General features: G+C 69.9%; 24 protein-coding genes and 1 pseudogene. 19 read left to right on the forward strand and 6 right to left on the reverse strand.

The features are described 5' to 3' along the window. From KME78_RS37270 to KME78_RS37310, 9 genes are all read left to right on the forward strand, one after another. On the forward strand, positions 1–184 hold a 184-nt coding region (locus tag KME78_RS37270), incomplete at its 5' end, for an OB-fold domain-containing protein (RefSeq protein WP_219534161.1). Beyond that, the gene (locus KME78_RS37275; RefSeq protein WP_219534162.1) at positions 181–1326 is read left to right on the forward strand and encodes a thiolase family protein; all 1146 of its coding nucleotides are present in this window, start codon (positions 181–183) and stop codon (positions 1324–1326) included. The genes KME78_RS37270 and KME78_RS37275, both read left to right, overlap by 4 nt. A gap of 8 nt (positions 1327–1334) precedes the next feature. Beyond that, positions 1335–2537 (forward strand): acyl-CoA dehydrogenase family protein, encoded by a 1203-nt coding sequence (locus KME78_RS37280; protein WP_219534163.1) that lies wholly within the window; start codon positions 1335–1337, stop codon positions 2535–2537. Further along, a complete protein-coding gene (locus KME78_RS37285) occupies positions 2534–3499 on the forward strand; it encodes a phosphotransferase family protein (RefSeq protein WP_219534164.1) in 966 nt (321 codons plus the stop codon). Before KME78_RS37280 ends, KME78_RS37285 begins: the two co-directional genes overlap by 4 nt. Further along, complete coding sequence (locus KME78_RS37290; RefSeq protein ID WP_219534165.1) at positions 3500–4717, forward strand: acyl-CoA dehydrogenase family protein; 1218 nt, start codon at positions 3500–3502, stop codon at positions 4715–4717. Beyond that, on the forward strand, positions 4714–5484 hold the full coding sequence (locus KME78_RS37295) for an SDR family oxidoreductase (RefSeq protein ID WP_219534166.1): 771 nt from the start codon (positions 4714–4716) through the stop codon (positions 5482–5484). The genes KME78_RS37290 and KME78_RS37295 overlap by 4 nt, the downstream gene beginning before the upstream one ends. Further along, positions 5481–6239, forward strand: a complete 759-nt coding sequence (locus KME78_RS37300) for an SDR family NAD(P)-dependent oxidoreductase (RefSeq protein ID WP_219534167.1) — start codon at positions 5481–5483, stop codon at positions 6237–6239. Before KME78_RS37295 ends, KME78_RS37300 begins: the two co-directional genes overlap by 4 nt. Next, a complete protein-coding gene (locus KME78_RS37305) occupies positions 6236–7033 on the forward strand; it encodes an enoyl-CoA hydratase/isomerase family protein (protein WP_219534168.1) in 798 nt (265 codons plus the stop codon). Before KME78_RS37300 ends, KME78_RS37305 begins: the two co-directional genes overlap by 4 nt. A gap of 12 nt (positions 7034–7045) precedes the next feature. After that, positions 7046–8194 carry an acetyl-CoA C-acetyltransferase gene (locus KME78_RS37310; protein WP_219534169.1) on the forward strand — a complete coding sequence of 383 codons (1149 nt, stop codon included), beginning with the start codon at positions 7046–7048 and terminating at the stop codon, positions 8192–8194. A 44-nt stretch (positions 8195–8238) separates the two neighbouring features. Here KME78_RS37310 and KME78_RS37315 read toward each other — a convergent pair whose 3' ends face one another. Further along, positions 8239–8934 carry an alpha/beta fold hydrolase gene (locus tag KME78_RS37315; RefSeq protein ID WP_219534170.1) on the reverse strand — a complete coding sequence of 232 codons (696 nt, stop codon included), beginning with the start codon at positions 8932–8934 and terminating at the stop codon, positions 8239–8241. 167 nt (positions 8935–9101) lie between these two features. Here KME78_RS37315 and KME78_RS37320 point away from each other — a divergent pair, with 167 nt between their 5' ends. The 8 genes and pseudogenes from KME78_RS37320 (at position 9102) to KME78_RS37350 (ending at position 16355) form a co-directional block, all read left to right on the forward strand. After that, positions 9102–10886 carry a CocE/NonD family hydrolase gene (locus KME78_RS37320; protein ID WP_219534171.1) on the forward strand — a complete coding sequence of 595 codons (1785 nt, stop codon included), beginning with the start codon at positions 9102–9104 and terminating at the stop codon, positions 10884–10886. 182 nt (positions 10887–11068) lie between these two features. After that, positions 11069–11248 (forward strand): annotated as a pseudogene (locus tag KME78_RS68180) (TetR/AcrR family transcriptional regulator); the annotation flags it as partial. Positions 11249–11266: 18 nt separating this feature from the next. After that, positions 11267–11695, forward strand: a complete 429-nt coding sequence (locus tag KME78_RS37325; protein ID WP_246652770.1) for a TetR-type transcription factor C-terminal domain-containing protein — start codon at positions 11267–11269, stop codon at positions 11693–11695. A gap of 159 nt (positions 11696–11854) precedes the next feature. Next, complete coding sequence (locus KME78_RS37330) at positions 11855–13036, forward strand: ABC transporter substrate-binding protein (RefSeq protein WP_219534173.1); 1182 nt, start codon at positions 11855–11857, stop codon at positions 13034–13036. Positions 13037–13085: 49 nt separating this feature from the next. Beyond that, positions 13086–13448 carry a nuclear transport factor 2 family protein gene (locus tag KME78_RS37335; protein WP_219534174.1) on the forward strand — a complete coding sequence of 121 codons (363 nt, stop codon included), beginning with the start codon at positions 13086–13088 and terminating at the stop codon, positions 13446–13448. A gap of 12 nt (positions 13449–13460) precedes the next feature. Beyond that, a complete protein-coding gene (locus tag KME78_RS37340) occupies positions 13461–13781 on the forward strand; it encodes an EthD domain-containing protein (protein WP_219534175.1) in 321 nt (106 codons plus the stop codon). Between the two features lie 28 nt (positions 13782–13809). Further along, a complete protein-coding gene (locus KME78_RS37345; protein WP_219534176.1) occupies positions 13810–15318 on the forward strand; it encodes a class I adenylate-forming enzyme family protein in 1509 nt (502 codons plus the stop codon). Then, positions 15315–16355, forward strand: a complete 1041-nt coding sequence (locus tag KME78_RS37350) for an MBL fold metallo-hydrolase (protein WP_219534177.1) — start codon at positions 15315–15317, stop codon at positions 16353–16355. The genes KME78_RS37345 and KME78_RS37350 overlap by 4 nt, the downstream gene beginning before the upstream one ends. A 55-nt stretch (positions 16356–16410) precedes the next feature. On the opposite strand, the gene KME78_RS37355 is transcribed toward KME78_RS37350, so the two are convergent. The 5 genes from KME78_RS37355 to KME78_RS37375 all read right to left on the reverse strand — a co-directional run bounded on the left by KME78_RS37355 (position 16411) and on the right by KME78_RS37375 (position 20553). After that, positions 16411–17169: an SDR family NAD(P)-dependent oxidoreductase gene (locus KME78_RS37355; RefSeq protein WP_219534178.1), complete on the reverse strand. Its 759-nt coding sequence runs from the start codon at positions 17167–17169 to the stop codon at positions 16411–16413. 84 nt (positions 17170–17253) lie between these two features. After that, positions 17254–18051: an SDR family NAD(P)-dependent oxidoreductase gene (locus tag KME78_RS37360; protein ID WP_219534179.1), complete on the reverse strand. Its 798-nt coding sequence runs from the start codon at positions 18049–18051 to the stop codon at positions 17254–17256. Then, entirely contained in the window at positions 18048–18452 is a 405-nt protein-coding gene (locus KME78_RS37365; RefSeq protein WP_219534180.1) for a hypothetical protein, read from the reverse strand. Before KME78_RS37365 ends, KME78_RS37360 begins: the two co-directional genes overlap by 4 nt. A gap of 67 nt (positions 18453–18519) precedes the next feature. Continuing rightward, positions 18520–19857: an FAD-dependent oxidoreductase gene (locus tag KME78_RS37370; protein WP_219534181.1), complete on the reverse strand. Its 1338-nt coding sequence runs from the start codon at positions 19855–19857 to the stop codon at positions 18520–18522. 126 nt (positions 19858–19983) lie between these two features. Beyond that, positions 19984–20553 (reverse strand): TetR/AcrR family transcriptional regulator, encoded by a 570-nt coding sequence (locus KME78_RS37375; RefSeq protein WP_219534182.1) that lies wholly within the window; start codon positions 20551–20553, stop codon positions 19984–19986. A gap of 100 nt (positions 20554–20653) precedes the next feature. On the opposite strand from KME78_RS37375, the gene KME78_RS37380 reads away from it, so the two are divergent. Both KME78_RS37380 and KME78_RS37385 read left to right on the forward strand, forming a co-directional pair. Then, entirely contained in the window at positions 20654–21847 is a 1194-nt protein-coding gene (locus KME78_RS37380) for an acyl-CoA dehydrogenase family protein (RefSeq protein ID WP_219534183.1), read from the forward strand. Beyond that, positions 21844–22884 (forward strand): phosphotransferase family protein, encoded by a 1041-nt coding sequence (locus tag KME78_RS37385; RefSeq protein ID WP_219534184.1) that lies wholly within the window; start codon positions 21844–21846, stop codon positions 22882–22884. Before KME78_RS37380 ends, KME78_RS37385 begins: the two co-directional genes overlap by 4 nt. The last annotated feature ends 84 nt before the right edge of the window (positions 22885–22968 follow it).

Raw genomic sequence — 22968 nt, forward strand, 5'->3', positions numbered from 1 at the left:
GTTCGTGCCGCCGCAGGACGGCTTCCGGCCGTTCGCGCTGGGTTACGTGGAACTGCCGGAAGGCGTCCGCGTCGCGGCGGTGCTCGACATCGACGACCTCGGGTCGATCCGGATCGGCATGCCGCTGCGGATCGAGCCGACCACCGGAGTACCACGCGCGATGGCGATCGAAGGGGCCCGATGACCGACGTACTGATCACCGGCGCCGGCATGTCGCCGTTCGGCCGCACGGAGCACACGACCGGACGCCAGCACGCCGTGTACGCGGTGAAGGCCGCGCTCGCCGATGCCGGGATCGCGTGGTCGCGGGTTGACGCGGCCTTCGGTGGCAGCGATGCCGCAGGGCTGGCCGACACCCTGGTGGCGCAGCTCGGCCTCACCGGCCTGCCGTTCGTCAACGTCAAGAACGGCTGCGCGACAGGCGGCAGCGCGCTGGTGTCGGCGGTGAACGCCATTCGCGGCGGCATGGCCGAAGTGGTGGTGGCCGTCGGGTTCGACAAGCATCCGCGGGGGGCCTTCGACCCGTCGCCCGCGGACTGGGGACTCGACGAGGCCTACGGGCGTGACGGGCTGATGGTCACCACCCAGTTCTTCGGCATGAAGATCCGGCGTTACATGTACGACCACGGGATCAGCTCCCGGACGCTCGGACTGGTGGCGGAGAAGGCTTACCGCAACGGCGCCCTCAATCCGAACGCATGGCGGCGTACCCCGATGGATGCCGACGAGATCCTCGCGTCGGGCATGGTCAGCGACCCGCTGACCCGCTACATGTTCTGCTCCCCGGGAGAAGGAGCGGCCGCGCTGGTGCTGTGCGCCGCCTCGGCGATCGGGAACCCGACGGGGGTCCCGGTGACCCTGCGATCGGCGGTCGTACGGTCGCGCCGCTTCGGCTCGTTCGAGGTCTTCAGCCCGTGGATCGCGGGCGGAGCGCTGAGCAGCGTGACCCGGGACGCCGCGGCGGCGGCGTTCGAGGCGGCCGGTGTCGCCCCCGGCGACGTCGATGTGTGCCAACTGCAGGACACCGAGAGCGGTGCGGAGGTGATGCACATGGCCGAGTGCGGGTTCTGCGAGGACGGTGAGCAGGAGAAGCTGATCGCGTCGCGCGCCACCGAGATCGGCGGCTCGTTGCCGGTCAACACCGACGGCGGTTGCATCGCCAACGGTGAGCCCATCGGGGCGTCGGGTCTGCGCCAGGTCTGTGAGGTGGTCCGGCAGCTGCGCGGGCAGGCCGGAGACCGGCAGGTGCCCGGCGGACCCAGAGTCGGATTCACCCACGTGTACGGCGCCCCGGGCGTGAGCGCCTGCACGGTGCTGACCCGATAGAGGAATTGATGAGCGACATTCCAGCACCTGAGAAGTTCAGGGCAGAGGCCGGCGACTGGCTCGCGTCGGTCGCCCGGCCGCGGCAGGCGAGCGGCGCCTGGGGCACCGGAGACGACTCGGTCGCGGTGTTCGAGAACTGGTCCGAAGAGGAGGAGCGCGAGCACACCGAACGGATCCGGGCTTGGGAGATGACCCGGTTCGACGCGGGCTGGGGCGCGCTGAGCTGGCCGGAGGAGTTCGGCGGACGCGGCCTGCCCGTGTTCTACGAGCAGCTCTACCGTCAGGAGGAAGCCGCCTTCGACGTCCCGCGCCGCACCGAGATCTTTCCGGTCACCCAGCAGCTGGTGGCCCCGGCCATCCGGATCTGGGGCACGCCCGAGCAGCAGGAACGCTGGATCCGGCCCATGCTGCGTACGGACGAGCTGGCCTGTCAGCTGTTCTCCGAGACCGAGGCCGGCTCCGACCTGGCCGCGGTCCGTACCCGGGCGGTTCGCGACGGTGACACCTGGGTGCTCGACGGGCACAAGGTGTGGACCTCGGGGGCGACGGTCGCGTCCTGGGGTGTCGCCGTGTGCCGCACCGACCCGGACGTGCGCAAGCACGCGGGCATCACCGTGTTCATGGTGCCGATGGACGCCCCAGGCGTCACCATCCGCCCCATCCGGCAGATGACCGGCGGGACCAGCTTCAACGAGGTCTACCTCGACGGTGTCGTGGTACCCGACACCGATCGGCTGGGCCCCATCGGCGAGGGCTGGCGGGTCACGCTGACGGTGCTGGCCGCCGAACGGCTGGACTCCGGCTCGCTCGGCCTGGACAACGCCGACCGCGCCCTTGAGCTGGCCCGGCACCTGCCACGGCCGCTCACCGGCCAGGAGCAGAACCGCGCGGCGGACCTGTACGTCCGCACACTCGTCCAGCGCGTCATCGGGCTGCGCGTGACCGCGGCGCTGGTCTCCGGCCGCGAACCGGGCGCCGAGGCGTCGGTGGGCAAGCTCTACGCCACCGAGACCATGCGCCGCACCAGTGACCTGGTCCTGCAACTTCTCGGGCCGCGCCTGGTCGCCGACACGGGAGAGTGGGGCACTTTCGCCTGGACCGAGCAGTTGCTGGGCGCTCCCGGCTACAGCATCGCCGGCGGCACCGACGAGATCCAGCGCACCATCCTGTCCGAGCGGGTGCTCGGCCTGCCCAAGGAGCCGGCACGATGACCGCGGACGTCGCTCCGCCGGACCTGGCCGACCGGGTCGTCAGCGCGTTCCCCGGCCGTCGGGTGGGCCCGCTGGAGACACTCGCCGGCGGCCACTCCGGACTCACCTACGTGGTCACGGTGGGAGAGCGCAGGTACGTCGTCAAGGCGGTCCCGCACGCGGAACGGCCGGTGGGCCGCAACGACATGCTCCGCCAGGCGCGGGTGCTCCAGGCACTGGCCGGCACGGCGGTGCCCGTCCCCGAGATCGTGGCCGTCGACGAGCGGCAACCAGCCTGGTTCGCCATGGAGTTCGTCTCCGGCGAGGCCGTGGAACCGGTGCTCGACGAGCACGATCTCGACCCGGCGCTCGCCCGCGCCCGCATGGTGGAGGCGGCCCGCGTACTGCGCCGGTTGCACGACCTCGACGTCGCCTCCCTGCCGCTGGACGCGCCGCCGCCCCGCGACGCGACCGCCGAGCTCGAACAGTGGAGCCGCACGATGCACGCGGTTCCCGCCGAACTCCGCCCCGGGGGCGAGGACCTGCTCCATCGGCTCGCCCAGGCGGTGCCCGGCGACCTGCCGCCGGTCCTGGTGCACGGGGACTTCCGGCTGGGCAACGTTCTGTGCCGGGCGCATGATACGGCGGCCGTCGTCGACTGGGAGATCTGGAGCGTCGGAGACCCGCGGACGGACCTCGGCTGGTTCCTGCTGTTCGCCGACCACCGCAACTTCCCCGCGCTGGGCAGGGAGGTCCCCGGGCTGCCGGCCGAGGCGGAGCTGCTGGACGCCTACCTCGCGGGCGCCGTCCCGCTGCCCGGCCTCGACTGGTTCCGCGCGCTCACCCGGATGAAGATGGCCGCGATCATGGGGCACAACCTGCGCCGTCACCGCGAAGGCCGGATCCACGACCCGGACCAGGAACGACTGCCGCCGACGATCGCCGCCATGATCCGCACCGCGAACGACATTCTAGGGACATAAGTGGATTTCGCATTCTCACCCCGCGCACGCGAGCTCCAGACCCGGCTGCGATCGTTCATGGAGCAGCACGTCTACCCCGCCGAAGCGGTCTACGATCGGCAGCTCGCCGACGCCGCCGACCCGCACGCCCTTCCTCCCGTGATGCTCGAACTCAAGGGGAAGGCCCGCGCCGAGGGTCTGTGGAACCTGTTCATGTCCCACGGCGACTGGGGCGCGGGGCTGACCAACCTCGAGTACGCGCCGCTCGCCGAGCTCGCCGGCCGCTCCATCATCGGACCCGAGGTCTTCAACTGCTCCGCCCCGGACACCGGGAACATGGAGTTGCTCGCCCTGTTCGGCACCCCCGAGCAGCGGGAGCGGTGGTTGCGCCCGCTGCTGGCGGCCGAGATCCGGTCCTGCTTCGCCATGACCGAGCCCGAGGTGGCCAGTTCCGACCCGCGCAACCTCCGCACCAGGATCACCCGCGACGGCGACAGCTACCTCGTCAACGGCCACAAGTGGTACACCTCGGGCATCCTTGATCCGGATTGCCGGCTGATCATCCTCATGGGGGTGACCGACCCGGAGGCGCCGACCTACCGTCAGCAGAGCATGCTGCTCATCCCCCGGGACACCCCAGGCATCACCGTGCTGCGCGACCTGCCCATGTTCGGCTACACCGACCGGCTCGGACACGGTGACGTGCTCTTCGAGGACGTACGCGTGCCCGCCGCCAACCTGCTCGGCGGCGAAGGCGAGGGCTTCGCGCTGGCCCAGGGACGGCTCGGACCCGGCCGGATGCACTACGCCATGCGCGCGGTCGGGTTCGCCGAACGCGCTCTGGAGCTCATGTGCCGGCGGGTGCTCGACCGCGAGGCGTTCGGTGGCCCGCTGGCCGACCAGGGCGTGGTACGGGAGTGGATCGCGCGCAGCCGGATCGAGATCGAGCAGTTGCGGCTGCTGGTGCTCAAGTCGGCGTGGTTGATGGACACCATCGGCAACGCCGCGGCCCGCATGGAGGTCGCGGCGATCAAAGTGGCGGCGCTGGAGGTGGCCCACCGGGTGGTCGACCGGGCCGTCCAGGCGTTCGGCGCGGCCGGGGTCAGCGACGACACCGTCCTGGCCCGGTTGTTCGCGATCACCAGGGCATTGCGCATCGCCGACGGGCCCGACGAGGTGCATCTGCGCACCGTCGCCCGGCAGGAGCTGGCCAAGTACACCAAGAAGGGGGCGGCATGAACGTGCTCGACGGCCGAGTCGCGGTGATCACCGGCGGGTCCCGCGGCATCGGGCTGGCTATCGCGCGGGCCTACCGGAGCGCGGGCGCGCATGTGGTCATCGCCGCGCGGAAGCCGGAGGGGCTGGCCGCCGCCCGTACCGAGCTGCTGCGCGTCGAGGCGAGCGGGGACGTGCGCACGGTCGTGGCCAACGCCGGCGAGCCGGACCAGGCCCAGCGCTGCGTCGACCAGACGATGGAGTGGTTCGGCCGGCTCGACATCCTGGTCAACAACGCCGCCACCAACCCGTACCACGGCGACCTGCTCGACCTCGACCTGCCCCGCGCGGAGAAGACGGTGCGGGTCAACCAGTACGGGATGATCGCGTGGACGAGCTGTGCCTGGAAGGCCGCGATGGCCGAGCACGGCGGTGCCGTCATCAACATCGCGTCGGTGGGCGGGCTGATCGTCGACCCGCACATCGGCTATTACAACGCCACCAAGGCCGCCATGATGCACATGACGCGCCAGCTCGCCTACGAGCTCGGCCCCAAGGCGCGCGTCAACGCCATCGCACCGGGCCTGATCAAGACCGAGCTGGCGCGTGCCGTCTGGGAGGCGCGCGAGTCCGTCCTCACCGCGAAGCTCCCGTTGCGCAGGCTGGGCACCCCCGAGGACGTCGCCAACGCGGCGCTCTTCCTGGCCTCGGACGCCTCGTCCTGGATCACCGGCCAGACCCTCGTCATCGACGGCGGCGCCACGGTCCTGCCGATCGGGGTCGAGGAGTGATCGACGACCTGTTCTCCCTGCGCGGACGGACGGCCGTGGTCACCGGTGCCTCCTCCGGGCTGGGCGCCCGCTTCGCGACCGTCCTCGCTGCCTCCGGAGCGACCGTGTTCGCGGCGGCCCGGCGGATCGACCGGCTGGCACAGCTGGCGGCCGGCGACTCCCGTATCCACCCGGTGGCCTGCGACGTCAGCCGTGAGGAGGATCGCGAACGGCTGGTCGCGACGGCGATGGCGGACACCGGTCGCTTCGACGTCCTGATCAACAACGCCGGTGTCCCGGGTGAGCTTCGCGCGCAGGACGAGAGCTCGCAGGACTTCGCGGACGTCCTCGCGGTGAACCTGGTGGCGCCGTTCCACCTGGCCGGCCTCATGATGGAACGCGAAGCACCCGGCACCGGGCGGAGCATCGTGAACGTCGCGTCGATCCTGGGCCTGGTGTCCACGGCTCCGATGGGCGGCGCGAGCTACTCGGCCTCCAAGGCGGGGCTGGTGGGGCTCACCCGGGAGCTGGCCGGCCAGTGGGGTCACGCGGGCGTACGCGTCAACGCGCTGGCGCCGGGCTGGTTCAGGTCCGAGATGACCGAGGAGTTGTTCTCCGACCCCCGGTCCAGCCGGTGGGTCCAGAAGAACACGATGTTGCGCCGCGGCGGGAACCCCGCCGAGCTCGACGGGGCCCTGCTGTTCCTCGCCTCCGACGCCTCGTCCTACTGCACCGGCCAGGTCCTGGTCGTCGACGGCGGCTGGACGGCACGATGAGCGCGCCCGTCACGATCGAGGTCCTGGACGGAGTGGCCGACATCGTCATGTGCCGGGGCGAGCGCGGCAACGCCATCGATCTGGACCTGGCGCGCGGGCTGCGTGCCGCCGCCCGGACCTGCCAGGGCGAGAACGTCCGGGCGGTCCTGCTGCGCGGTGAGGGACGATCCTTCTGCGTCGGCGGCGACCTGCGCGAGTTCTCCTCGTTGCGGGGTGAAGCGCTCAAGAAACACCTTACGGAGGTGACCGACGCGCTGCACGGAGCGCTGCGGATCTTCGCTCTGATGGACGCACCGCTCGTCGCGCAGGTCCAGGGAGCGGTGGCCGGCGCCGGCGTGGGCCTGGCCGCCGCCGCCGACCTCACCGTCGCGGCGGACGACGCGACGTTCGTACTCGCCTACACGGGCATCGGCTACTCCCCCGACGCCGGGGTGACCTGGTCGCTGCCCCGGCTGGTCGGCCCCAAGCGGGCGCTGGAGCTGCTGCTCACCAATCGCCGGATCTCCGCGCGGGAAGCGGCCGACCTGGGGCTCGTGACGTCCGTGGTGGCCGCCGGACGGTTGCCGGAGGAAGCGCGACGGATGGCCACCGCGCTCACTCTGGGTGCGACCAAGGCCATCGGCGCGACCAGGCGGCTCGTTTCCGCCGCCCTGTCCGGCGACCTCGACCGGCACCTGGACCGTGAGGCCCGCTCTCTCACCGAGACGGCGGCGTCCCCCGAGGGCGTCGAAGGCGTCGCCGCCTTCCTGGGCAAGCGTCCTGCGCTGTTCTCTTCCCCCCGCCCCACCGAATGACCGGAGAAAACTGTGGCCGAAGCCTTCATCGTCGATGCCGTCCGTACCCCTGTCGGCCGCCGCAAGGGGGCGCTCAGTCAGGTCCACCCCGCCGACCTGGGCGCCCATGTCCTGCGTTCGCTCGTCACCCGCACCGGGATCGACCCCGGGGCCGTCGATGACGTCTACTTCGGCTGCGTCAGCCAGATGGGGGCGCAGACGGGGAACATCGCCCGTACGTCATGGCTGGCCGCGGGACTCCCCCAGCATGTGCCCGGCACGACCATCGACCGGCAGTGCGGCTCGTCGCAGCAGGCCGTCCACTTCGCCGCTCAAGCGGTCATGTCCGGCACCGCCGACCTCGTCGTCGCGGGCGGCGTCGAAGTCATGAGCCTGGTGCCCATCGCGAGCCCGGCCGTGGTGGGCGAACGCGAGGGCATGGGGACGCCGTACGACGGAGAGGGCTGGCGGACCCACTTCGGCGAGGAGGAAGTGTCGCAGTTCCGCGGCGCCGAGCTGATCGCGCGGATGTGGAAGGTCTCGCGGGAGGACATGGAGCGGTTCGCCATGAACAGTCACCGGCGCGCGGTCACCGCCTGGGCGGACGGGGTCTTCGCCGACGAGGTCGTGCCGGCGTTCGGTCTGGAGGCCGACGAGGGACCGCGGGCCGACACCACCCTGGAGAAGATGGCGGGGCTCAGGACGCTCAGCGAGGGCGGCCGGCTGACCGCCGCGGTGTCCAGCCAGATCTCGGACGGCGCCGCCGCACTGCTCATCGCCTCGCAGGACGCGGTGCGCCGCCACGGGCTCACGCCGCTGGCCCGGGTCCACAGCATGGCCGTGGTGGGCTCGGACCCGATCTACATGCTCACCGGACCCATCCCGGCCACCGAGAGGATTCTGGGCCGCGCCGGGCTGTCCATCGACGCCATGGACCTGATCGAGATCAACGAGGCGTTCGCCTCGGTGGTGCTGGCCTGGCAGAAGGAGACCGGCGCCGCCCCCGAACGGACCAACGCGTTCGGGGGAGCGATCGCGCTCGGTCATCCGCTGGGCGCCACTGGAGCGCGGCTGATGACGACCCTGGTGCACCAGCTTCGCCGTACCGGCGGACGGTACGGCCTACAGACGATGTGCGAGGGGGGCGGGATGGCGAACGCCACGATCGTCGAGCGGGTATGAGAGCAGAGCCGGCCCGCTGGAATCGCGGCGGGCCGGCCCGGCGATCAGCCGTGAATGGCGTTGAGGACGGCGGCCAGCTTTCCGGGCGCGCTGATCATCGCCAGGTGGCCGGTGTCGAGATCGACGACGTCCGGCCGGAGCAGCGCGATGGATCGCTGCTGGAGCTCCTCGACGTAGCACTTGTCCTGTGTGAGGTGCACGTACGTGCGCGGGATCGCGCGCCGGTAGCCGCTCAGGTCCACGGTTTCGCTCAGCAGGGCGGCCGAGTCGTCGATCAGCCGATCCAACGTGGCCGCGGTGGTCGCCTCGTCCATGTCTTCGCACAAGATCGCGGCGGCGGCCTCGCGGGTCTGGTGGTAGACGCCGCCGGCGATGGACTGCTCGACCAGCTCCCGTACGCCGGGATCGATCTGGTCGAGCACCCGGGACCCGTCGGGAGGCACCACGGCCGACACGAGAACGACGTGCCGGATCCGGTCCGGTATGAGGTCCAGGACACGCGGCACGGTGACTCCCGCGAAGGAGTGACCGACCAGCACCACGTCCCGGAGATCCTTGGCTTCGACATCCTCCCGGACCGCGTCGGCGCAGTCCGCGAGGGTGACCGTGTCGAGCCCGACTCCGGCCCTCGTCCCTCGACCGGGAAGGTCGACCGCCAGCGCCTGCGCGTTCAGGTGGGGGATCAGCTCGTCCCAGCAGTTCGCGCCGAAGCCGGCGCCATGGATGAGAACGAACGGCATGGGTGGCCTCCTCATTCGCAATGTCGATGAACCCTAACTGAATTCAATTTCGCTGTACAGGCCTCGCTGTTAGCCTAAGTGAGTTCAGTTCGGGAAAGACTGATCGAGGATGGTGCATGATGGGCGCTTCCTGGCGTCGACGGGCGTGGTCCGCTCTACTCGCAGGCATGCTCACCACGGGACTGTTCGCCGGGGGCTTGGCGCCCGCGCGGGCCGATCGCCAAGCGTCGACACCATGGCCGGGCGGGCGATGGGAGCCGGGATCCGCCCGCTACGGAACGACGATCGTGTCGAACGTCCCGGTGCGGATGGACGACGGTGTGACACTCACGGCCACGGTGGCCTACCCGGCCGATCCCGCCACCGGCCGGCGGGCCGCCGGCCGGTTTCCGGTGATCTTGCAACAGACGCCGTACACGGATGACGTCAATTCCTTCTTCGTCCCGTACGGCTACATCTTCGCGACCGTTCGATCGCGAGGCGCCGGCACGTCGGGCGGCGAGTTCGGGTACGTGTCGGCACGGGATCACCGAGACGGTGTGCGGACCGTCGACTGGGCGGCCCATGAACTGGACGGCTCCAACGGCATCATCGGTGGATACGGCTGCTCCTATGCCGGAGAGACCCAGCTCTACACCGCCGCCAACGTCGGCCGCGGCTCGCCCCTCAAAGCGATCATTCCCACGTGTACCGCGCAGGACTACCTCCGGGAGACCTTCCTGGTGAACGGGATCTTGACCGGAGACTTCCCGTTCCTGCGCCGCGCGGCCGCCTCCGTGGGCGACACGCCCTCGGCGAAGGCCCTCTTCGCCGACCTGGTCGCGAACATCGAGAGCGGTGGTGACGCCGCCTACAGCCGGGACTTCTGGCGGGCCCGCCAGCCCATCACCTTCGCCCAGAGCATCGTGGACAACGACATCCCCGCCCTGCTCTGGAGCGGATGGGACGACGTCGTCATCCGCGGCGCGACCGAGTTCTACACGGCACTGCAGAACGCCTACCACGACCGCCCCGTACAGGCCCCGATGGATCCCAGGCAGCCGACGACCGGTCGCTACCAGATCATCGTCGGCCCCTGGGGGCACGGTCAGGGCCTCGACAACACGATCATGCTCGAGTGGTACGACACATGGCTGAAGCGCAAGAACACCGGCATCGAGCGCACCGACACCCCGATGCACCTGTACGAGCTACGCACGGACCGCTGGATCAACGCGGCGCGCTACCCGATCGTCCCGGACTACACGACGTACTATCTCCACGCGAACGGAGCGCTCAAGCCGTCCCGATCGTCAAGGGGCAGCGACTCGATCACGTGGGCGCAGCCGAGTGAGGCGGGCAGCACGCTCACGTACTCGACGCCTCCCCTCGCGGACGGCGCCACCCTGGCGGGACCCGTCAGCGCGGCCGTGTACGCGAGTTCCAGCAACACCAACCTCCAACTGATCGCCACCCTCGCCGACGTCGCGCCCGACGGGACGGCGGCGCCCATCACGTTCGGGGCGGTCCTCGGCAGTCAGCGTGCCCTGGATCCCGCCAAGAACTGGCGCGACCGAAACGGCACGATCATCCGCCCCTTCGCCCGGCTGACCGGCGACGACTACCTCACGCCCGGTGTGGTGACACGCTTCGACATCGCGCTCCACCCCCGTCTGTGGGCGGTGCTTCCGGGACATTCGCTCCGTCTCACCCTCACGACCCAGACGCCCGCTTCCGCCTGTACGGGCTTCAACATCCTTCCGTGTGCTCTCACCGCTCCCGCACAGGCCAGCGTGGCCGGTGGCGCCTACCGGATCCAGCGTGGCCCGGCGTGGCCGTCCTCGGTGAGCCTGCCCCTCCTGAGAGCCGGTTGCTTCCGCACGGCGGCCGGCGCGGTCACGCCGACGAGCGGCGGCCTGTCCCAGCCCATGGACTGGTCCGCCAAGGGGCCCGGCAATCCCTGCCAGCGGTAGCGCGCGTCCGACGTGCGGCCTCGCGCCGTCGGGAGCCGCGAGAACCCGAGCTCGACCAGGGCGGGGGCGTTCTTGCGAGTATGATGACCCGGAATGGGACTAGAACCGAGTTCAAATCAGGTTGACCAGCGAATTCTGGCCGGGCCGCGACGTTGCTCGGCGCGCATGCCGGGGGTGGGGTGATGACGACAGCGAAGATCACGGAGCCGGACGAAGGTCCCCGTTCCAAACGGAGTGCCATCCTGACGGCCGCGATCAAGAATTTTGGCAAGAACGGATACGACGCTACCAAGTGGTCGGTGGTTGCTGATCAGGTAGGAATCGGGCAGACAGCCCTTTATCACTACTTCGAGTCGAAGGCCCATTGTCTGCTCACGATCATGCGGCTTGAGCTTCAGCGTTCGCTGGAGATGTTCGTGAAGGCGACCGACGGCCGGCCGGACCCGATGGAGGCGTTGCGGGAGGCGGTGCGCTCGGCGTACGCGGTGTCCGACCGCGACGTGGCGCAGATGCGGATCCTGCAGAACAACCTGGCGATCCTCGCGGTGCCGCGCAGCTCGAAGAAGGAGGAGGCCGAGCGGCTCGCCGCTCGTGAGCTGGTCCATCGCATCGAGGACGCCTGGACCGCGCTGCTCCAGCGGGGGATGGACGAGGGCGCCTTCGTCCATCGTGACGCGCACACGCTGGCCCTGAACATGCTCGGCATGATCGTGAGCGTCTGGCGCTGGTATCGCCCCAGAGGTCCGGTGACGCTGTCCGACGTGAGCGAGCTGACCGAAGACTGCTGCGTGCGGATGGTCGCACTGTAGTCAGTGGTCCGACGACCGGCATGACCCGTGTGGAGGGTCGTGCCGGTCGCTCTATGTCGGGACGAAACCACCACGTTCAGCTCATCAAGCTATTGCCCGAGTGTGAGCACGGCGATAGAGTCCCGTAAACTGAACTGAACTCAGTTGTGGGAGTACGTCATGCGCCTCCATTCAACACACCTTCTCACCACCTGCGTCGCGGCCCTCGTCCTCGCCACGGGCGCCTGCGGTGGTGGCTCCAATGCCGCGGACGACAAAGAGATCAAGATCGGTGCCTGGTATCCGCTCACCGGTCCCGTGGCCGCCTCCGGCGTCCCGCAGCGTGCGGGCGCCGACGCCTACTTCAAGATGATCAACGACAAGGGCGGCATCAACGGGCGCAAGATCAACTGGATCGTCAAGGACAACGCCTTCGACCCCCAGCAGACCGTCCAGATCGCCCGGGAGCTGATCGGCCAGGACAAGGTCGTGGCCATCGTCGCCGCCAACGGCACCGCACAGGGCGAGGCGAGCTTCCCCTTCGTCCTGCAGCAGTCGAAGATTCCGATCTTCAACGAGCTGGGCGGCGCCGCCACCTGGTACACCCCGCCCCGCCCCGGCCTGTTCGGGATCCAGACCCTCTACGAGGACCAGGCGGCGGCGCTGGCGGCCTGGGCGGCGGAGGACGGCGCGAAGAAGGTACTGGTCGTGCACAGCGACCCGGCCGCGTTCGTCAACGTGGCCAAGCAGGTCGCGCCCGTCCTGCAGAAGGTCAGTCCGGGCAGCAGCGCCGAGCTGTTGTCGGTGAAGTTCCAGTCCACCGACTGGAGCCCGACGATCACGCAGGTGAAGGCCAAGAAGCCCGACGCGGTGATCGTGATCCTCGCCTCGCCGGAGGCCGCGGCCTTCCTCAAGGAGGCCAAGCTGCAGGGCCTGTCCGTACCCACCTACGGCTACGCGCCCACCGCGGCGGCCTCCACCCTCACCCTCGCCGGCGACGCCGCGGAAGGCTTCAAGGCGGTGCAACTGGTCAAGGCGCCGAGCGACAGCGATCCGTCGGTCAAGGAGTTCCGCGACGCGATGGCCAAGTACGAGCCGAAGCAGGCCGCGGACTTCATCGCTCTGTGGGGGTGGGCCTCAGCCAAGGTCTTCGTCCAGATCGCGCAGACTGTACAAGGACCGCTCACCTCGCAGTCGCTCGTCCAGGCGTACGAGAAGGCGGGCAAGATCGACCCCGGTGTCGCGCCGGTCATGAACTTCAGCGCCGCCAACCACCTCGGGACCCGCAGCGTGCAGAAGGTGATCGTGAAGGGTGGCCAGTTCGTGGCGGAGGGCGACTTCTTCACACCCCCTGACCGGTGACACCGGCTCACCTGCTTTCCTTGACGGACGCTGAGGAGGATCGAAGATCATGGTGCTGCGAGAGTACATGGCCTGCATGGACAGCCAGGACCCGGAGAAGGCGCTCGAGTGCGTGGAGCCGGACTTCCGGTTCCTGCTCGCTCTCCCCGGCGGCCAGGTGAGCGGACAGTCCAGAGAGGACTTCGCTCAGTACATCTCCGGCCGCAACGCGGTCGAGCGGGTGCACAAGGTCCTCCGCTCGGCGGTCGACGGGAATCTCGAGATGGTCTACGGGGTGGTCGTCGAGTCGGGCAAGCCCACCGGAACGTTCCATTCCGCTGCCGTCGTGTCGGCCAACGGGAAGATGCTCCGTTACCAGTCCTTCTTCACGACCTCGTTCGAGCTGCTGGACTGGCCGGCCGCCGATCAGTAGAGGAGAGACCTCATGTACAACCTCGTGCTGCTGGCCGCGCGGCCGCCGGAGTGGACCCACGAGCAGTTCATCGCATGGTGGCGGGTCGAGCACGCGGAGCTCACCTACCGGCTGCCGGGCCTGCGGGCGTGGCGGCACACCGAGATCGAGACGGCGTTCGACACCCGTTCCGAGGGCTGGGACGGGGTGTCGGTGCTCAGCTTCGACAGCGCCGAAGCCCTTCGGAAGGCCCTGGACAGCCCCGAGTGGGCTGCGGCGGTCGCCCAGGTCGGCGACATGAGAGGCCGCCGGCTCGCCGTGATGGGAACCGAGAAGGAAATGTTCACGGGCTGACCAGCGTGAGTGATGCGAGGAAAGCGGTATGCGACAGGTAGTGAGTGAGTTCCGGCGGCGGGCCGAGGAGTCGGATGCCGTGGCCGTCATCGACGATTCGGGTAGTCACACCGCACGCGAGCTGCTCACTCAGGCGGCCGGGCTCGCTGACGCCGTGGCCGGCCCGGGCGGAGCCGGAACCGTGCTGGTGCAGGCCGACAACTCGTGGCGGACTGTCGCGGCGAGCCTGGCCGTGGGGATGAGCGGCGGCGTGCTGGCGGTGGTCAACCGGCACACGACCGGCGCCGAGTTCGCCGCGGCCGTCGAGGACATCCGGCCCGACGCCGTGGTCGCCGAACCCTCCGCCCTTGAGGAGTGGGACGTGCCCGCCCTGATGGCCGGCGCGGGCCGGCGCGAGGTGCTGGCCGGCTGGGCGGCCTGGTCGAGCGTTGGGGCACGGGACGTCTCGCGGTGGGCCGGAGGTTCGCTGATCGGGCTGACCTCCGGGTCGACGGGGCGGCCCAAGGGGGTGGTGCAGTCCGAGGACGCCTTGCGGTACGCCTGCTCGCGCACCATCGCCGTCAACGGCCTCAGCCACGGGGACGCGATCGCGGCGATCGTGCCGCTGTCGTCCACCGCGGCGTACTGTTTCGGGGTCTTCATGGCCCTGTCGCTGGGCGGTCCGCTGGTCCTGTGGCGCAAATGGGAACCCGCCGCGGTGCTGGCCCGGATGGCCGAGACGCGGGTGCGCTGGACCATGTGCGTGCCGACCATGTCGCTCCAGTTGGGCACCGCCGCTTCCGGGTCACGGGTGCTCCAGGGCCTACGATCGATCACCGTCGGCGGCGGTCCGATGGACGTGGCGGCCATGACCCGGGCCGAGGAGTCGCTGGGCACCAGGATCCTGCGGGTGTTCGGGATGTCGGAGTGCCTGGGCCACACCTCGCCGTCGCCTGAAGATCCGGTGGAGATCAGGCTCGGGCGTGACGGCCGTCCGTTCCCCGGCACCGAGCTTCGGGTGGTCGGCCAGGATGGCCGCGAGGTGCGCCGGGGTGAGGTCGGCCGGGCCCAGGTGCGCGGGCCGTCGCTGTTCCTCGGATACGCGCATGAGGGCAGGCTGAACCCTCCGGAGCTGACCACGGACGGGTTCTTCCCGACCGGTGATCTCATGATGACCAACGAGGACGGGACCGTCAGCGTCATGGGCCGGGAGAAGGACGTGATCATCCGCGGCGGCCGTAACATCGACGTCACCGAGGTGGAGCGCGCCGTCGCTTCCCATCCGGATGTCTCGCAGGCCTGTGTGGTGCCGGTGCCCGACGAGATTCTCGGTGAACGGGTGGCCGTGCTGGTGACCTCCGCCGACCGAGGTGGGATCGGGCTCGATGAGATCAGCCGCCACCTGCGGGGGGTGGGGCTCTCCAAAGCGAAGTGGCCCGAGTTCGTGTTCGCCGTCGACGAGTTGCCGCAGACCACGGTCGGCAAGATCTCCCGAGCCGGCGCGCGTGACCTCGCCCGTGACCTGGTCGCCGGCCTGGCCGGCCAGGCGGAGAAGTGACGGCGCCTGCCCGGAGGGGCCAGTGGGCCGAGCCCGGAGCGGAGCTGATCCAGTCCGGAGTGCACCGCGTTCCGCTGCCGCTTCCGGGCGACGGGCTGCGTGCCGTCAACGTCTACCTGCTCGAAGAGGACGACGGCATCATCATGATCGACGGCGGCTGGGCGTTGCCCCAGTCCCGCCGGGCCCTCGAGGAGGCCATGGCGTCGGCGGGGTACGACCTCGGTCAGATCACGAAGATCTTCGTCACCCACATCCATCGCGATCACTACACCCAGGCCGTGGCGTTGCGCCGGCTGCTGGGGTCGCGAGTGTACCTCGGTGCCGGCGAGCGGCAGGGCCTGGAACTGCTGGGCGAGGTACGCAGCGACGTGCCGGTCACCTCGCTGCGCGTGCTCCGCCGTGGCGGCGCCGGCGACCTCGCCGACCGGCTGTCGGGCGTGGACCACGGTGGTTTCACCGCGAGCGACTGGGAAGCGCCGGACGGCTGGCTCAGCGCGGGCGTTCTCAAGCTCGGCCGGCGGGCTCTCCACGTCATCCCCACGCCCGGCCACACCAAGGGGCACGTGGTTTACCTGGACGAGGCGGCGGGTCTGCTGTTCGCCGGTGACCACGTCCTGCCGCACATCACGCCGTCCATCGGCTTCGAGCTCGGCGAGTCCGAGCGCCCCCTGGCCGACTACCTCGATTCGCTGCGGCTGATGACCCGCTTCGCCGATGCGAGGCTGCTGCCCGCGCACGGTCCGGTCACCGACAGCGCCCATGCCCGCGTCGCCGAACTGCTGGCCCATCATGACGTACGGCTGGCGCAGGCACTACGGGCTCTCGGCACGCGGACCCTCGACGGGTACGCGGTCGCGCGGCAGCTGACCTGGACCCGGCGAGAGGTGCCGTTCGCCGGCCTGGACGACTTCAACCAGATGCTCGCGGTCAATGAGACGGTCGCCCACCTCGACGTCCTCGTGGCGCGCGGACAGGTGATCGTGGCGCTCGACGGCGAGGTGGGCAGATACACGCGAGTGGACGGCGGCGCGGAGTGATCGGATGCCGGCCCGCGCCACCGTAGCCGGCCCCCAGTGGGCGGTGTGGCCGACCTCAGCGGGCGGTGTAGCCGCCGTCGACGTACAGCTCGGAACCGGTGATGAAGCTCGCCTCGTCGGAGGCGAGGAAGAGCGCGGCGTTGGCGACCTCGTCGGTGCGGCCGAGCCGTCCCATCGGGGTGTTGTCGATCATCAGGTCGAGCCGGGGCGTCCCCCGCCAGAGCTTGCGTGACAGCGGGGTCTCGATGAATCCCGGGTGCAGCGAGTTGACCCTGACCCCGCGCGTCGCCCAGTGAAGCGCCGCGTTCTTCGTCATCAGCCGGACAGCGCCCTTGGCGGCGTGGTAGGAGAACTGCCCGCCGAATCCGCCAACCGTGCCGAAGATCGACGAGACGTTGACGATCGAGCCCCCACCGGAGCGCTCGATCACCGGGCCGGCGTGCTTCATCCCGAGCCAGACCCCGCGCTGGGTCACCGCGACGACCGCTTCCCAGGTCTCCAGCGTCTCCGTCTCCACGTCAGTCATCTTGGCGATGCCGGCGTTGTTGACCAGTACGGAGAGGCCGCCGAGCCGCCCGTCCACCTCGTTCACCACCGCTTCCCAGGCCTGCTCGTCGGTGACGTCGAGGCCCAGGCCGAGAGCGCGTCCACCGGCCGCCGTGACCTGCTCGGCGGCCTCTTCACAGCGTCCCGCGTCCACGTCGGTGATCACGACCGCCGCGCCCTCCTCGGCGAACCGGCGGATGACGGCCTCGCCGATTCCGCCGGTCGCGCCGGTGACCAGGGCTACGCGTCCGGACAGTCGAGCTTTCACGGCAATCTCCTTTCGGCCGGCCCGTCGAGAGCCGGCCGTCCACGCATTACTGGATTGACTTCACTGCAGGGGCCGGAAAGAGTCTCAGACCGTGAATCGCCCGCCGTTGCTCAGCAGGACCGCACCCACCACGTTCGAGGCGCCGGGAGAGGCGAGGTACAGGATGTTGTCGGCGAGCTCTTCCGGGGAGGCATACCCCACCGGTCCCGACGCTTCCAACGCCTGCCTGACGGCCGCGGGGGTTCGGGCCGCCATGGGGGTGTCCACGGGGCCTGGCGCGACGACGTTGACCCGTACGCCGAACGCCGCCGCCTCCTTGGCCACCGACTGCGCGAGCGCGTGCACGCCCGCCTTGGACGCCGCGTAGTGGGCGTAGCCCGTCAGCGTGTCGAAGGCCGCCGACGATCCGACCATGACGACGGCGCCGCGACCCGCCGGGATCATCGCGCGCACGGCGGCACGCAGGACGTGGAACGACCCGTCGAGGTTGATCGCCATGACCCGGCGCCACTGTTCGTCCTCGAGATGCCGGAACGTGTCGAGGGGCTCCCCTGACAGCTGGGCGGCCAGGATCCGCTCCTTGGCGCGCGGGTCGTCGACCCCTGCGGTGTTCACCACGACATCGAGCCGGCCGTGTGCCTCGACGATCCGTTCGACCTGCGCTTCGACGGCGGCGGCGACGGTGACGTCCAGGGCGGCCGGGCGGCCGGATCTGGTCGTCGCGGCCACCGTACGCGCTCCGACCTCGTTGACGTCGGCCACATAGATCGCGGCGCATCGCTCGCGATCGAGCTGCCGGACGACCGCGGCGCCGATTCCGGAGCCGCCTCCGGTGACCAGCGCGATCGTCCCCTCGAATCGGCCGTTGGTGGTTCCGGTCATGCCGTAGTGCCCTTCGATCGCTGCTCGCTCAGGGGAAAGGCGATCTCAGGAGTCCGGCAGATGAGCAGTCGGCGGCACTTGCCGGACGCGGGATCCACGAGCGCGCTCACGTTGAACGACGCCTCGAACCGGCCGTCCCGCGTCACCAGCCCGAACCCCAGCTCCACGTCGCCGACGGCCGTGGCCCGGACCAGGTGATGGACGAGCGTGTTCTTCTCGCGTTGCTCAAGGTAGCCGACCAGGCCCGCACGGTCGCCGCAGAACTCGGCGGTCTGGGCGTCTCCCTTGGAGAACACCACGGACATCTGGAAGTCATCGGTGATCTTCTTGAGCACACGTTCCGGCTCGTCGGAGTCCATCGTGGCGAACCACGCGTCGAGCAGGGGCGTTTCGCTGGTCATGGGCGGCTCCTCATCGATGACCGCAGGGTGAATTCCGCGCGGAAGCAGGGTTCCTTCATCGGAAGTCTCACGTCGCCGCCGCCTTCATGGCGGTGTCGGCCGCGGTGAGCCCGAAGACGAGAGCCGCGGCGATACCGCCGGCGTAGGCGCGGTGCCACAGACCGCCGACGTCCGACCCGGCCGCGAGGAGTCCGCCGAGCGGCTCGCCGTCCCCGCGCAGGACGCGGGCGTGATCGTCGACGCGCAGGCCGTGGAACGGAAAGGTGATGGCCGGTACCGTCTCGATGACGTAGTACGGCGCCTCGTCGAGCGGGAGGCGGTCCAGCTCCCGGCCGGGCCGCAGCTCCAGCCCTGCCGAGGCGCGCTCGTTGAACGCCTCGACGCCGTCGCGAACGGCCTTGCCGCTGTAGCCCCATTCCTCGGGCAGGAAGGCCAGCTCGTCCAGGTCCTCGGCGACTCCGACGCGGCCTCCTCGCTTGCTCGCCAGGGCGAACTTGTCGACGGCGACGGCTCCCTCGACGTAGGAGCCGAGGACCCAGTCGCGGAACACCCGGGCGTCGGCGACGAGGAGACCGCGGCTCTCGGGCTGCTCCAGCAACGCCATGGTGGTGAGGTGGTCGCCCTTCGTCTCATCCACGAACCGCTCGTTGTCCAGGTTGAACAGGAGCGCGTGCTCGCTGTAGTACAGCGAGAGGTCCACGAAATCCGACGGATCGGCGAAGGACAGGCCGCTGGGGATGAGGTGGCCGTAGAAGCCGGCGTCCTCATGGCCGGTGGCCGCGCCGACCTGGGTGGCCAGACGGTAGCCGCCGCCGCGGCTGTGGGGATTCGAGCGCAACTCCATGCGGTCGGCGTGCGGATGTACGTGAGCGGTTCGGAGTCCGAGGTCGCCCTGGAAACCGCCGGTCGCGATGAGCGTCGAGCGGGCCCGGACCTCCCTCGACGTGCCGTCGGCTGACCTCAGCCGCGCTCCGACCACGACCCCGTGCTCCGCCACCAGCTGTTCGGTGTCGGTGTTGAGCAGCAGCTCGCCACCGCCCTGAAGGATGAGCTGACGGCAGGTGTCGACGTAGTGGTTGGTGTCGAACCGGTGTCCGCGGCCGAAGCTGAGGATGCGTTGCGCGTCCTTGGCTTCGACGCCGATGGAGCGGATCCACGCGATGCCGTCGGCGAACCGGTCCACCAGGGCGCGCTTCAGCGAGACGTCTCCGTGGGGATTGTGCTCGTCCATGACGTCGTGGCCCGGGGCAGTCCAGGCGTATCCGGCGAAACGGGCGGATCCGCCGACGTCTTCGCTGATCTCGACGATCACCACGGACAGTCCATCGCGTGCCGCGCGGGCACCGGCGGTCAGCCCTGCCATGCCCGCACCGATGATCAGCAGATCGATCTCCTCTGCGCTCACGCGGCCCTCCTCTGTCCGGATCGGCTGGTCGGCGGGGGTGGTCGCCATCCGCGTGCCACGATAGACCAAACTCAATTCAATTCAAGTCTAGGCTCCTGGTTCTTGTCGCGGCCACCGGAAAGCCGATCAGCGTCCTGAGCCCACGATGCGGAGCGCGAACTCGCTGTACTGCCACACGACAGCGTCCTCGCTGTGCTCGCCGTCATCGCGGTACCAGGCCGCCAATCCCATGCCGAGGTCGAGGATCGCGTAGGACGCGAGCCGCTCGGAGGTCACGGAGAACGCGCCCGCGGCGATCCCCGCTCGTACGAGATCGCGAAAGCAGGTCTCGTACTCGGCGCGCAGGTCGAGCACGCGGCCGCGATGAGGCTCGACAAGACTGCGGATCTCCCGGTTCCCGACGAACGCTTCACGCCGGTGCCGGGCGTGATAGCGGACGTGGGCCTCGGTCGCCCGCCGCAGGCGCTCGACGGGGTCGGTCGTGGTCGCGACCGCCGCACGGTTGGCGACCAGCAGTTCCCGCATCGTCGCCGTCATGATCTCGGCGAGCAGATCCTGCTTGGAGGTGACGTGCTTGTACAGGCTGGGCGCGCGCATCCCTACCGCGTCACCGATGTCGGCCATCGTGGTCGCTTCGTACCCCTTGCCGGCGAACAGCTCCAGCGCTACCGCGCGGATGTGGTCGAGCCTGTCCACAGCTCCCCCTTTCGGCTAACACATCTTAGCCCCCCACCTTGCACAGCCATGGTTGCGCGCTACAGTGCGGCTAACGATGATTAGCCACAGGGGAGGCTCCATGGCCGTCGACCTTGCCCCCAGTCCAGCCCTCGCCGATCTCGCCCGGCGTACCGCGACGTTCATCCGCGAGGTGGTGATACCCGTTGAAGAGCGACATCGGGGCGTCGTACGGTCGGAGGACGTCCGCAGGCATCTGCAGCAGGCCGCGAAGCAGGCCGGGATCTTCGCTCCGCACGTCGCGCGGGAGTACGGCGGGCTCGGGCTGGACATGCTCGGCCGGGCGGCGGTGTTCGAGGAGGCCGGCTACTCCCTCCTGGGACCGCTCGCGCTCAACATCGCCGCGCCCGACGAAGGCAACATGCACCTGCTGGAGGCGGTCGCCACCGGCGAGCAGAAAGAACGCTACCTGCGGCCTCTCGCCGCGGGCGAGGTGCGCTCCTGCTTCGCGATGACCGAGCCGGCCCCCGGCGCGGGCTCGGATCCCGGCGCGCTCACCACCTGTGCCACACGAGTGGACGGAGGGTGGCGCATCGACGGCCGCAAGTGGTTCATCACCGGCGCGGACGGCGCGGGTTTCGCGATCTGCATGGCGCGAACCTCAGGGCAACAGGGCGAAGCGGGTGGCGCGACGATGTTCCTCGTCGATGCCGGCAACCCCGGCATGAAGACGGTCCGGCACATCGACACCCTCGACGAGAGCTTGTACGGGGGGCACGTCGAGCTGGCCTTCGACAACTGCGTGGTCGGCGAGGACGCGGTGCTCGGTCAGGTCGACCAGGGTTTCCGCCACGCGCAGGTCAGACTGGGGCCCGCCCGTATGACACATTGCATGCGCTGGCTGGGCATCGCACGGCGGGCGCAGGACATCGCCGTGGCGCGGGCGGCGGAGCGGCGGCTGTTCGGGTCGCGGCTGGGCGAGCTCGGCATGGTTCAGCAGATGATCGCCGACAACGAGATCGACATCGCCGCGTCCCGCGGCCTCATCCTCCGGGCGTGCTGGGAGCTCGACCGGAAGGAATCCGCGTCACAGTCCACCGCGATCGCCAAGACCTTCTGCGCGGAGGCGATCTGGCGCGTCGTCGATCGTGCCGTACAGATCTGCGGCGCTCTCGGCATCTCCGGCGACGTCCTGTTGAGCCGCTACCTGCGAGAGGTTCGCCCGTTCAGGATCTATGACGGACCGTCGGAGACCCACCGCTGGGCCATCGCCAGGCGGGTCATGCGCCGGCATGACGCGGGGGCGGCACAATGACCGGCACCACCCCGTCCGCGGTCGACGGCCTGGACCTTCCCGCGCTCGAACGGTTCTTCGCCGAGCGCGTGCCCGGGTTCACCGGCCATCTCACCGCCGAACTGCTCCAAGGGGGCCGGTCGAACCTGACGTACCTGCTCATGGACGGGCGACACAAGTGGGTGCTGCGTCGCCCGCCGCTGGGCGGCCTCACCCCGTCGGCGCACGACATGGGCCGCGAGTACCAGGTCGTGGCGGCCCTCGCCGGCAGCCGGGTTCCGGTCGCGGGCGCGGTCGTCCTGGCCGGGGCGGAGGTGCTGGGCGTGCCGTTCTCGGTGGTCGAGCACGTCGAGGGGGTCGTGCTCCGGAGCACGGACCACCTGCTCGCGCTGTCCGACGAGGACCTCGCCCGCTGCGCGTACGGATTGATCGATGTGCTGGCCGAGTTGCACGCGGTGGACCCCGCCGCGGTCGGGCTGGAGGCCTTCGGCCGTCCCGTGGGCTTCCTGGCCAGGCAGGTGGGGCGCTGGCACGACCAGTGGCAACGGGTGCGGACCCGCCCCCTGCTCGACATCGAGCGGCTGCACGCGCGGCTGGCCGAGCGGTGTCCGCAGGAAAGTGGCGCCTCGATCGTGCATGGCGACTATCGCATCGACAATGCCATCCTCGCCCGGCACGATCCCGCCGAGGTTCGCGCGGTGGTGGACTGGGAGATGGCCACGCTCGGCGATCCGCTGGCCGACCTGGGACTGCACCTCGTCTACTCGGATCCGGCGTTCGCTCCCGTCCTCGGCGGCTCGGCCGCCTCCACCAGTGAACGCCTGCCCGCGCCCGCCGAACTCGCGCAGCGCTACGCCGCGGTCAGCGGTCGCGACCTCGGCCGGCTCGACTTCTATCTCGGGCTCGGCTATTTCAAGATCGCCGTGATCGCGGAAGGCATTCACGGCCGCTTCCAGCAGGGCATGACGCGGGGACCCGGGTTCGAAGCGGCCGGCCAGGCGGTCGCGCCGCTGGCCGCCGCCGGCCTCCGCGCCCTGGAGAAGCCGACCCCTCACTAGGAAACGATCATCGGCTGCGGTTCCGGACATCGCGCGACATCAGGGCCTCGATGAGCCATGGAGTGGCGCAAGAGGGACTGCTGG

This window comes from Nonomuraea guangzhouensis (assembly GCF_019396345.1).
Taxonomy (GTDB): domain Bacteria; phylum Actinomycetota; class Actinomycetes; order Streptosporangiales; family Streptosporangiaceae; genus Nonomuraea; species Nonomuraea guangzhouensis.